Genomic DNA, 12,037 nt, shown 5'->3' with positions numbered 1-12,037 from the left:
TAAGGGAATCGCGCTCCCCCGTACGGGCCCGCTTCGCGGAGGGCTACTCCGCGGACTTGCTCTGGTTGTAGCTCGTGGAACGTTCCTGGCCGCTCAATACCGCAATGGCATCCATGATCTTGTCCGTGACTTCGCGCCTGGCCGGCAGGGAATGGTCCGGACCGGTCTTCTCGAAGTACAGCGGCTCGCCGACCTTCATGGTGAAATGCTGTGGACGAACGGTGTTCCGGTCCACGGGCTGCAGCTTGTCCGTGCCGATGAGGCCAACCGGCACCACCGGCGCCCCAGTTGTCAGGGCAAGCCAGCCGACACCGGTCCGCCCGCGGTAGAGCAAGCCGTCGCGCGAGCGGGTTCCCTCCGGATAGATGCCGATGCCCCTGCCGTTCTCCAGGATGTCCAGGAGGGTCTTGAGGGCCTGCACGCTGGCTGCCTGCTCTCCGCGTTCCACCGGAATGGATCCAACGGCCTGGAAGAACGCCTTCATCGCGCGGCCTTTGAAGCCTTTGGTGGTGAAATACTCGGCCTTGGCAAAGAAGCCCACCGGGCGCGGCATCAAGGCTTGGACAATAACGCTGTCCAGAAAAGACAAATGGTTCGGGGCCACGATGAAGGGCCCTTCCTTGGGCACGTTCTCCAGCCCGATGACCGTGGGCCGGCAGGTGCTGGAAATCAGTCCGCGCGTGGTCCAGCGGATGACATCAAAGGCTTCCATCGTTCTGCACCTCGCTCAGGGCCGCCGCGCGGACAGCGTCAAGTTCTTCGATCTTCTTCAGCAGCTGCGCCGCGGTGTCCACGACGGCGACGGCGCCTGCCTCCTGAAGTTCGCCGTCGGGCGCAAATCCCCAACTGACCCCGATGCAGTCGAGGCCGTTGGCCATGGCCCCGGCAACATCCTGGTGGCGGTCTCCGACCATCACCGCAGGCTGGGAACGCAACGTGGCCAGAGCGGCACCAACGATTGCCACCTTACCCGGAGTTGTATTGGCGGCTATTGACTCGTCGTCCGGCGCACCGCAGATGGAGGCAAAGAAACCGGCAATGCCATGGTGCTCCAACACGGTGTGGGCCAAGCCCTGGGGTTTCTGGGTGGCGACGGCAACCGGCCGCCGCGACTCCGCGAAGAACTGCAGGAGCTCACGGATTCCGGGGTATAGCCGGCTTTGAGCGATTCCGACGGAACGATAATAGCTGCGGTACAGCCCAATGACTTCGTCGACTTTTCCTGTGGGAACCCCGGCAATGTGTTCCAGGGAATCGCTGAGCTTGGGCCCGACCATGGAGTCCAGCACGGCCTGTTCCGGGACACGGAGCCCCATTTCGCCCAGGGCCGCGGCGATACCGCCGGTTATGCCGCCTGCAGGATCGACAAGGGTGCCGTCCAGATCAAAGATTACGGGCACCATTGTTTGAGTCACCGGGTTAGTTTCTCACGAGTTGAGGCATGCCTGAAACTCACATGCCGGCCAGGGAATACTTCGACCACTGCCGAAAAATTCCCCGGCCGTTCACGCAGGGCTAACCGAGAATCTCCGCCAGGAAGGTTGCGGTATGGCTTTCCGTGGACTTGGCAACCTGTTCGGGCGTGCCCGTTGCCACGATCCGGCCGCCGCCTGAACCGCCATTGGGGCCAAGGTCCACAATCCAGTCAGCGGACTTGATGACGTCGAGGTTGTGCTCAATGGTGATGACCGTATTGCCCTTGTCCACCAAACCCTGCAGCACCATGAGCAACTTCCGGATGTCCTCGAAGTGGAGGCCCGTTGTGGGCTCGTCCAAGACGTAGACGCTCCGGCCATTCGAACGCTTCTGCAGTTCCGAGGCCAGCTTCACGCGCTGCGCCTCGCCGCCGGAAAGCGTGGTGGCCGGCTGCCCGAGCCGGACATAACCTAGGCCGACGTCGACGAGGGTGTTCAAATGCCGGGCAATGGGGGTGAAAGCGGCAAAGAACTCGGCACCCTCCTCGATGGGCATGTTGAGGACGTCCGCGATGGTCTTGCCCTTGTAATGGACCTCCAGGGTCTCGCGGTTGTACCGGGCACCGTGGCACACCTCGCAGGGAACATAGACGTCCGGCAGGAAGTTCATCTCGATCTTCAGGGTGCCGTCACCGGAGCACGCCTCGCAGCGGCCGCCCTTGACGTTGAAGGAGAAGCGTCCAGGCTGGTATCCACGGACCTTGGCTTCGGTGGTTTCCGCGAAAAGCTTCCGGATGTTGTCGAAGACGCCCGTGTACGTGGCGGGGTTGGAGCGCGGGGTCCGCCCGATGGGGCTCTGGTCCACGTGCACCACTTTGTCGAGGTGCTCAAGGCCGGCCACGGAGCGATGCCGGCCGGCGACCTGCTTGGCACCGTTGAGCTTGTTGGCAAGGACCTTGTAAAGGATCTCGTTCACCAGGGTGGACTTCCCCGATCCACTGACGCCAGTGACTGCCGTGAAGAGGCCCAGCGGGAACGTTGCGTCAACGTTGTTCAGGTTGTTTTCGCGTGCGCCGATGACCTTGAGCTCGCGCTTCTTGTCATACTTGCGCCGCTTGGCCGGGATGTCGATCTTGCGCCGGCCGGACAAGTAGTCGCCGGTCAGCGAGTCCGTGTTTTCCAGGAGCTCCTTGTAGGAACCGGAGTGCACCACCTGGCCACCGTGCTCACCGGCGCCGGGTCCAATATCCACAACCCAGTCGGCCTCGTGAATCGTGTCCTCGTCGTGCTCGACCACAATCAGTGTGTTGCCGAGATCGCGCAATCGGGTGAGCGTCTCGATCAGGCGGCGGTTGTCCTTCTGGTGCAGCCCGATGGACGGCTCGTCCAGGACATACAGGACGCCCACCAGGCCGGAGCCGATCTGCGTGGCGAGCCGGATACGCTGGGCTTCGCCACCGGACAAGGTCCCGGACGGCCGTTCGAGATTCAGGTATTCGAGCCCGACGTCCAAGAGGAATGTCAGGCGCGCCTGGATCTCCTTGAGAACCTGGTGGGCGATCTGGGCCTCGCGGTCGGTGAGCGTGAGGCTACCGAGGAAATCCGCGCAATCACGCATCGGAAGGGCCGCAACTTCGGCGATGGACTTGCCGTTGATCAGCACGGACAGCGACGCCGGGTTGAGCCGCGCACCGTTGCATGCGGGGCAAGGAACCTGCCGCATGTACTCTTCGTAGCGGTCGCGGGCCCAGTCGGAATCCGTTTCGCCGTGCTTGCGGTGAACGTACTGGATGGCGCCTTCGAAGCCGGTGCTGTACTTGCGCTCCCGGCCGAACCTGTTGCGGTACTGGACGACTACTTTGTGGTCCTTGCCGTGCAGCACCGTCTGCCGGACTTCCTGCGGCAGCTTCTCCCACGGGGTGTCCATGGAGAACTCGAGCTCCAGGGCCAGGCCTTCGAGGAGCCGGTTCCAGTACTCAGTGGTGGCAGTACCCAGCGACCAAGGTGCGATGGCACCCTGGTTCAAGGAAAGTTCCGGATTGGGGACAACCAACTCTTCGTCGACCTCGAGCTTGGTGCCGATACCGCTGCAGGCCGAACATGCGCCGAAGGGGTTGTTGAACGAGAAGGAGCGTGGCTCGATCTCGTCGATGGCCAGCGGGTGCTCATTGGGGCAGGCAAGGTTTTCGGAGAAGGCCCGGATCCGGGCTGGGTCTTCGGCGTCGAGATCCACGAACTCGACCAGTACCCGGCCTTCCGCAAGCCGGAGCGCGGTTTCGATCGAGTCGGTCAGCCGTTGGCTGATCCCTTCCTTGACAACGAGCCGGTCCACGACCACTTCAATGGAGTGCTTGAATTGCTTGCCGAGCTTGGGCGGATCGCTCAGCTGGACGAGATCTCCGTCCACCCGGGCGCGTGAGTATCCCTTGGCCGTGAGCTCTTTGAAGAGCTCGACGAATTCGCCCTTGCGTCCGCGGACCACAGGGGCAAGAATCTGGAATCGGGTGCCGGATTCGAGTTCCAGCAACTGGTCGACGATCTGCTGCGGCGTCTGGCGCGTGATCGGCTCGTGGCACACGGGGCAATGCGGCCGGCCGACACGTGCCCAGAGAAGGCGCATGTAGTCGTAGATCTCGGTGATGGTGCCCACTGTGGAGCGCGGGTTCTTGCTCGTCGACTTCTGGTCGATGGACACGGCCGGCGAAAGGCCCTCGATGAAATCCACGTCCGGCTTGTCCACTTGGCCCAGGAACTGGCGGGCATATGCCGACAATGACTCCACGTACCGGCGCTGGCCCTCCGCGAAGATAGTGTCGAAAGCCAAGGACGACTTGCCTGAACCTGACAAGCCCGTGAAAACGATCATTGCGTCACGGGGAAGATCGAGATCGACGTTGCGGAGGTTGTGTTCACGCGCTCCCTTGACCACGAGCCGGGACAGGTCATGTCTTACGGGCGTGGCAGCTTGCTGCTCGGAAACACTTGCGAAGGATTCGACGGCGGGGACTTCAGCTACGGCTTTAGGCACCCACTAATGCTAATCGAAAACTTCTTCGAATTTCCATGTGGCTTCCCACAGCCTACCGACGGGTATCAATCGGCGTCGTAGGCAGCCGCCAGAAGCTGCACCGCCTCCGCGAAACTGGCGCCCTGCGCTTTGGCCGCCGCCGAGTAGCTCGCAGCCACGGCTGCCAACGCGCTCCAGCGGTCATCCCGGGCGCACACAACTGTTCCGTTGCGGCCACGCGTGGCCACTACTCCAGCGGCTTCAAGTTCTTTATAGGCCCGGGCCACCGTGTGGGGGGCGACATCCAATTGTTCGGCCAAGCTGCGCACTGCGGGGAGCTTGGTACCGACAGCCAGGATGCCGCCGTCGGCCAACTCGATGACGCGGAGCCGAAGCTGTTCGTACAGCGCGACGGTACTGGACTGATTGGGACGCCACGAACCGGGAAACTCAAGCGGGCTCATGATGCTTCCCTCTCTCCTTGCCCGGCGCGGTGCTTCGCGGACCTCACCGGCATCGCGGCGAGTTCGCCGCCTCCGGCGGCAAACTGCGCTTCATGCAAATGGGCGTAGTGCCCGCCAAGCGCCAACAGCGAATGATGCGTGCCGTGTTCAACGATCCGTCCGTGGTCCATGACGAGAATTAGATCAGCGTCGCGGATAGTGGACAAGCGGTGCGCAATGACGAATGACGTCTTGTTGCTCCGGAGCCGGTGCATCGCTTGGCGGATAAGGACTTCGGTGCGGGTATCCACCGAACTTGTCGCCTCGTCCAGGATCAGGATGGGGCGGCCCGAGAGCCGTGCGCGCGCGATGCTCAGCAATTGCCTCTGGCCCTGGCTGAGGGGTTCGCCTCCGTTGCTGAGCATGGTTGAGTACCCGTTGGGCAGCGAGCGGACAAAGTGGTCGACGTGGCTCGCCTCGGCTGCGGCCACGATCTCGGCCTCGCCGGCGCCCGGAAAGCCATACTCGATGTTCTCCCGGATGGTGCCGGTGAAAATCCACGGATCCTGGAGAACGACGCCGAAATTCCGGCGGAGTGCGTCGCGTCCCATGCCCGCGATGTCAACGCCGTCGATGGTGATCCGTCCGGAGCCGAGTTCGTGGAAACGCATGAGGAGGCTGACCAGTGTGGTCTTCCCGGCTCCGGTGTGCCCGACAATCGCAACTGTCTGTCCCGGTTCCACCTGGAAGGACAGGTCCTCGATGAGGGGCGCATCCGGCCGGTAGCTGAAGGAGATGTGTTCGAAGGCAACGCGTCCCGAAGGGGCATCAAACTGCGCGTCAAACCGCGACTCAAGGCCCGGACCGGAGTCGGCGCGCGCATTTGCGCCCTGTTCCGCACGTTCCCCTGTCAGTTCGGCGGCGTCCAGCAGCTCGAAGACCCTGCTGGCGGAAACCGCGCATGATTGCAGGACCTGGGCCAATCCGCCGATCTGGCCCAGCGGCTGGCTGAAGAGGCGGTTGAATTGGATGAACGCTTGAATGCCCCCGATACTCATCGCCCCGGCGAGGAACTGCAGGGCACCGACAATGGCAACCCCCACGTAGCTGGCGTTGGACACGAAAGCCATGAGGGGCACCAGCAACCCTGAAGCGAACTGTGCCTTGGAACTGGCCGCGTAAAGCCCGTCGTTGTGATCAGCGAAGCGGACCGCCATCGATGACTGGGCGTTGAAAAGCTTGATGGTCTCGTGACCCGTGGCTGTCTCCTCCACAAGCGAGTTCACGTCGCTCGTGGCTTCCCACTGCCGGACGAAGTATTTCTGTGAGCGTCGGGTCACGATAATCGACGCCAGCGCCGAAACCGGAACGGCCAGCAGGGACACGACGGCGAGGAGCGGCGAAAGCAGCAGCATCATCACGAGCGAGCCGATGACCATCAGTGTTGAGGTCAGGAGCTGGGAGAGGAGCTGGTTGAGCGTCTGCGACACGTTGTCGAGGTCGTTCGTCGCGCGGCTCAGCACGTCGCCCCGGGAGCGGCCGTCGTAGTAGGCCACGGGAAGGCGATGCAGTTTCCCTTCCACGGCTTCGCGGAGGTCGTGTGCGAGGCGCTGGACGGCGAGGGCGTTGAGGCGGCCCTGCGCCCAGCTAAGCAGCGACGTGACGCAATACATGCCTGCGGCCAGGAGCAAGAGGAAGACGAAGCGCCCGGCGTCGAACTGCGCGCCGAACACGGCGGCGGCGATGACGTCGGTAGCGTCACCGAGTATTTTGGGTGCGGCGACATTGAGCGTGACAAAGCCGCAGATGCACAGGATCGCGGCGGTCATGATTCCCAGGGAGGGCTTCATCAAGCCCACCAGGCGGAGGAGCGACCGCGACGGTTTCGCTGGAATGGCGAGGTGTTCGCCTTCGCTGCTCACGCGGCGTCGTCCGTTTCCAGCTGGGACGCTACGATTTCCCGGTAAGTTTCCGAGGACTCGAGAAGTTCGGCATGGGTTCCTTGTGCCACCAGGCGGCCCTCGTCGATGAGCAGTATCTGGTCCGCCGACACCACGGTGTTGATGCGCTGGGCGACAATGATGACGGTCGCCCCCCGGAGTTCCGGTTCAAGCGCGGCCCGGAGCTTTGCTTCCGTCACCGTGTCCAACGCAGAGAAGCTGTCGTCAAACAAATAGACGGATGCAGGGCGCAGAATGGCGCGGGCTATGCATAAGCGCTGCCGCTGGCCGCCGGACAGACCGGCGCCGCCCTGGGACAACATGGTCTCCAGTCCTTGCGGCAACTCGTTCACGAAATCCGCGGCCTGGGCCGTCTCAAGGGCATGCCACAATTGCGAATCTGTCGCGGAAGGCAAGGAAATCCGCAGGTTCTCGGCGATGGTTCCGCGGAACAGCCAACTCTCCTGGGGCACGACGCCGAGCTGGTTGCGCAAGGCATTGAGCGGAACGGCCGCGATGTCCCGGCCATCGAGCGAGATACTTCCACTGCTCACCTCAAGCAGCCTCGGCACAAGGCTGACGATGGTCGACTTGCCGCTTCCCGTGGAGCCGATGACCGCCGTCGTGCTTCCCGGAGCCGCGTGGAATGTGATGCTTTCCACTACTGGTGTTTCGGCTCCCGGGTAGGCGAAAACGACATTGTCGAAGCGCAGGCCTTCAGCCCGCGAGGGGCGTGCCACCATCCCGCCGGCAGTGTTTCCCGGCTGCGTGATTTCTGATTCCGTGTTGAGCACTTCGGTGACGCGTTCAGCGCTGACAGCCGCCCGGGGGGCCGTGCTCAACACGTACATTGCCATCATGATCGCGAGGAGGATCTGCATGATGTAGGCGATGAACGCCGTGAGCGCACCCAGCTCCATGTCTCCCGCGATGATGCGGTGCCCGCCTAGCCAGACCACACCCGCGGATGAAAGATTGACCACGGTCATGACGAGGGGAAGCATGGCCGCGACAATCCTGGCCGAACGGAGATTGTTCCTTGTCAGTGCGTCGTTGGCGGCCTCGAACCGTTTCATCTCGAACGGCTGGCGGACGAACGCACGAATGACCGCGGTCCCCAGGATCTGTTCCCGGAGGACGCTATTGATCCGGTCCACCAAGCCTTGGCCCTCGCGGTACAGCGGGACGAGCTTGCGGACAATCAACAGCATGATGGCGAGCAACACGGGAACGATGGCGAAAACGATCCAAGACAGGGCAACGTCCTGTTCGACCGCCAGGATCACGCCTCCGATGCCCATGACGGGCGCCGCCACCAGCATGCCGAAAACCAGGACCGTGATGTTCTGCAGCTGCAGGACATCATTCGTCGTCCTGACCACGAGGCTGGCCGGTCCGAAGGCTGCGACGTCCTGGTCGGGCAGGGAATGAATCTTGTCGAAGAGTTCCTGCCGCAGCCCGCGGCCGACCTTCATGGCGACAATCGCTCCGAGGTAGCCGGCGAGCACCGCGGCGAGCACCTGGATCACCGTGAGGACCAGCATCCAGGTACCCAGGCGCAGGATTACCTCGCTGTTCCCGGCGACCAGGCCGTCGTCGACGATCTTCGCGTTGAAGGTGGGCAGGAGGAGTGTGGCGCCGGTCTGGACGAGCTGCAGGAGAACGATGGCCAGCACGTGGGGCTTGTAGGGGGCGAGGCGCTGCAACAGCAAGGATGCCAGCACACTGCCTCCAATCGTTGGCCTCCGGAGCAGCGGATTCCACACGATGCCACCCCGAGATCGCGTTGCCATTGTAGTTCAGAACACAGTGCGAAACCTTGTAAACGCGGCACTTCCGGCGTGCTTTGGACGCGGGCCCGCTCAGCCTCGTTTTTGTGCCACCGCAAAAACCCTGCGGAAGGCAAACACTGTTCCGTGCCGGCCCCGCGGATAGGCCTCGCGGAGCGCGGCTGCGTAGTGGTTTTCGAACTCGCGTGCTTCGTCTTCGGGAAGCCCTGCGAGCACTGGACGCAGGCCGGTCCCGCGCACCCACTCCAGTACCGGATCGGCTCCCGGCAGGAGTTGCTGGTAGGTGGTTTCCCAAGCGTCGGCGTCGCATCCGGCGTCGAGCATGATCCGCAGGTAGTCGGCCGGTTCACCCACGGCGTCGTCATGGCGGAGCACGCCGGACAGCCTTCCGGACCATTCCGGCGAAGCGGCCAGTTCGCGCATGAGCACGTGGGACGGCGCACCGAAGTTTCCGGGGACCTGGAGCGCAAACCACGCACCAGGTCTCAGCGCTTCCAACCACGCGGAGAGCATCGTCAAGTGGCCCGGCACCCATTGCAGCGCCGCGTTGCTGACCACGACGTCGGTGTCCGCTTCCGGTGCCCATCCGGCAATGTCTGCCTGCACGAACGAAAGACCCGGTTGCGCGGCAGCGAGGACTTGGGCTTTTGCCAGCATTTCGGCTGAGGAGTCCAGCCCGACGACGGCGGCGCCCTGCCATCGCGTCGCGAGGGTCGCCGTCAAGTTCCCCGGACCGCAGCCCAGATCCACGACGTGCCGGGGGTCCTCCGCCAGAATCCTCGACGTCAGGTCAAAAAACGGCCGGTCGCGGTGATTGCCGAACTCGATGTACTTGGCTGGATCCCACTTCACTGCATCCTCCATGGTCGGTCCCCGTGGTCTGCTCCACCCACACTAAGCTGGAAGGCAATGAAACTTCTTGAGCAGCTCCCCGACGGCGGACGCGTTGACCCGGACGAAATCTACACACGCTTCGTCGCCTGGACGGAGAGCCGCGGACTTCAGCTCTACCCCGCCCAGGACGAGGCCATCATGGAACTCGCGTCGGGCGCCAATGTCATCCTGGCAACCCCCACCGGTTCCGGAAAATCCCTCGTGGCGATCGCCGCGCACTTCGAGGCGATGTCCCGCGGCTTGCGCAGCTACTACACCGCCCCCATCAAGGCCTTGGTCTCGGAAAAGTTCTTCGCGCTTTGCGACATTTTCGGAGCCGAGAACGTCGGCATGATCACTGGAGATTCGGGAGTCAACCAGGATGCGCCGATCATCTGCTGCACCGCCGAAATCCTCGCCAACATCGCTTTGCGCGAAGGCAAGGAAGCCGAGCTCGGCACAGTCATCATGGACGAATTCCACTTCTACTCCGATCCCCAGCGCGGTTGGGCGTGGCAGGTGCCGCTCCTGGAGCTCCCCCAGGCCCAGTTCCTGCTGATGTCGGCCACCCTGGGAGACGTCAGCCGCTTCGAAGCCGGCCTGAGCGAACTCACCGGACGGTCCACTACCACCGTGAGTTCGGCCGAACGGCCCATCCCGCTGCACTATTACTTCCAGGAAACACCGGTCCACGAAACCCTCGAAGAACTGCTCAGCACCAAGCAGGTTCCGGTGTACGTGGTGCATTTCAGCCAGGTGGAGGCCATCGAGCGGGCCCAGAACCTCATGAGCGTCAACATGTGCTCCCGCGAGGAGAAGGACAAGATTGCCGAGCTGATCGCGGGTTTCCGGTTCGCCGCCGGCTTCGGCAAGACCCTGAACCGGCTGGTCCGCCATGGCATCGGCGTCCATCACGCCGGCATGCTGCCCAAGTACCGCCGCCTCGTTGAGCAGCTGGCACAAGCAGGACTCCTGAAGGTCATCTGCGGCACCGACACGCTCGGGGTCGGGATCAACGTTCCCATCCGCACTGTCCTCCTGACGGCGCTCAGCAAGTACGACGGCGTCCGCACCCGCCTGTTGAACTCCCGGGAGTTCCACCAGATCGCGGGCCGCGCCGGCCGGGCGGGCTACGACACGGCCGGAACGGTTGTGGTGCAGGCTCCCGAACACGTGGTGGAAAACGCGAAGGCTATGGCGAAAGCCACCGCGAAGTTCGGCGACGACCAGAAGAAACTGCGGCAAGTGGTGCGGAAGAAACCGCCGGAAGGCTTCGTCTCCTGGGGCCAGCCCACCTTCACCCGTTTGGTGGAGTCCGTGCCGGACCCGTTGACCTCGAGTTTCACCGTGACGCATGCGATGCTGCTCAACCTGATGGAGCGCCCCGGCGACCCATTCGCCGCTGCCCGCCGTCTCCTCACTGAGAACCACGAGGCACGGCCCGCCCAACTGCAGCTCATGAAGAAGGCCCTGAGCATCTACCGCGAGCTGTTGGCAGCCGGAGTGGTTGAACGCATTCCCCCGGCCGAGCAGGAGAAAGAAGGACGATCCGTCCGGCTGACCGTTCACCTGCAAGCCAACTTTGCCCTGAACCAGCCGCTTTCACCGTTTGCGCTTGCCGCGCTCGAGCTCCTCGATCCGGAGTCGCCGTCGTACGCCTTGGACGTCGTGTCCGTGATCGAAGCGACCCTCGAGAAGCCCCGGCAGATCCTCTCTGCGCAGCAGAAGAAGGCACGCGGCGAGGCCGTCGCCGCGATGAAGGCCGACGGCATCGATTACGACCAGCGCATGGCGATGCTTGAAGAGGTCAGCTACCCGCAGCCCCTCGCGGAGATCCTGGGCGAAGCGTTCGAGGTGTACCGCAAGGCCGCACCCTGGGTGGGCGACTTTGAGCTGGCTCCGAAGTCGGTGGTCCGCGACATGTATGAGCGCGCCATGAATTTCGGTGAGTTCGTGCAGTTCTATGGGCTGGCCCGCTCCGAGGGAATCGTGCTGCGGTATTTGGCCGACGGCTTCAAGGCCCTGCGCCAGACGGTCCCGCAGGACGTGCTCCGCGAAGACCTCGAGGACCTCATCGCCTGGCTGGGTGAACTGGTCCGCCAAGTCGACTCCAGCCTGCTCGACGAGTGGGAAGAGCTCACCTCCGGGGTGGCTCCGACGCCGCACGACGCTCCACCTCCCCCGCCGCCGTCGCTCACGTCAAACATCCGCGCCTTCCGGGTCATGGTCCGCAACGAAATGTTCCGGCGCGTTGAGTTGTTCGCGGACGAGGATGCGGCTGCCTTGGGCGAGCTCGACGCCGGCAGCGGCTGGGATGCGGAGCGCTGGGAAGACGCTTTGGACGACTACTTCGACGAGCACGACGACATCGGAACCGGCCCCGATGCCCGCGGCCCGGGACTCCTCATGATCACGGAGGAACCAGGCATCTGGCGGGTGCGGCAGATTTTCGATGACCCGGCCCGCAACCATGACTGGGGCGTTTCCGCCGAAGTGGACCTGGCAGCCTCGGACGAGAGCGGCACCGCCGTGGTCAGGGTGACCTCGGTCAACCGCCTGTAGGCGCCTA

The 12,037-nt window shown here is 63.5% G+C and carries 8 protein-coding genes; 1 reads left to right on the top strand and 7 read right to left on the bottom strand.

Going from position 1 to position 12,037, the window contains the following annotated elements; all coding sequences use genetic code 11:
- Nucleotides 1–43: 43 nt before the first annotated feature.
- The 7 genes from AC1DJB_RS09225 to AC1DJB_RS09195 form a co-directional block, all read right to left on the bottom strand.
- Entirely contained in the window at nt 44–712 is a 669-nt protein-coding gene (locus tag AC1DJB_RS09225) for a lysophospholipid acyltransferase family protein (protein WP_059389285.1), read from the bottom strand.
- Entirely contained in the window at nt 699–1,415 is a 717-nt protein-coding gene (locus AC1DJB_RS09220; protein WP_284988226.1) for an HAD hydrolase-like protein, read from the bottom strand. Before AC1DJB_RS09220 ends, AC1DJB_RS09225 begins: the two co-directional genes overlap by 14 nt.
- 100 nt (nt 1,416–1,515) lie before the next feature.
- Nucleotides 1,516–4,443 carry an excinuclease ABC subunit UvrA gene (uvrA, locus tag AC1DJB_RS09215; protein WP_059389287.1) on the bottom strand — a complete coding sequence of 976 codons (2,928 nt, stop codon included), beginning with the start codon at nt 4,441–4,443 and terminating at the stop codon, nt 1,516–1,518.
- A gap of 65 nt (nt 4,444–4,508) precedes the next feature.
- Entirely contained in the window at nt 4,509–4,886 is a 378-nt protein-coding gene (locus tag AC1DJB_RS09210) for a GntR family transcriptional regulator (RefSeq protein WP_284988227.1), read from the bottom strand.
- Nucleotides 4,883–6,694 (bottom strand): ABC transporter ATP-binding protein, encoded by a 1,812-nt coding sequence (locus AC1DJB_RS09205; protein ID WP_441437913.1) that lies wholly within the window; start codon nt 6,692–6,694, stop codon nt 4,883–4,885. The genes AC1DJB_RS09210 and AC1DJB_RS09205 overlap by 4 nt, the downstream gene beginning before the upstream one ends.
- An 89-nt stretch (nt 6,695–6,783) precedes the next feature.
- Nucleotides 6,784–8,529, bottom strand: a complete 1,746-nt coding sequence (locus AC1DJB_RS09200; RefSeq protein ID WP_284988229.1) for an ABC transporter ATP-binding protein — start codon at nt 8,527–8,529, stop codon at nt 6,784–6,786.
- A gap of 138 nt (nt 8,530–8,667) precedes the next feature.
- The gene (locus AC1DJB_RS09195; protein WP_306959590.1) at nt 8,668–9,447 is read right to left on the bottom strand and encodes a trans-aconitate 2-methyltransferase; all 780 of its coding nucleotides are present in this window, start codon (nt 9,445–9,447) and stop codon (nt 8,668–8,670) included.
- A gap of 57 nt (nt 9,448–9,504) precedes the next feature.
- Between AC1DJB_RS09195 and AC1DJB_RS09190 the strand changes: the two genes are divergently transcribed.
- Nucleotides 9,505–12,030, top strand: a complete 2,526-nt coding sequence (locus AC1DJB_RS09190; protein WP_441437869.1) for a DEAD/DEAH box helicase — start codon at nt 9,505–9,507, stop codon at nt 12,028–12,030.
- The last annotated feature ends 7 nt before the right edge of the window (nt 12,031–12,037 follow it).

The sequence above is a fragment of the Arthrobacter sp. 01T428 genome (genome assembly GCF_056398685.1).
The sequence above is the reverse complement of the archived record's forward strand: the minus strand, read 5'-3'. Positions and strand labels throughout refer to the sequence as shown.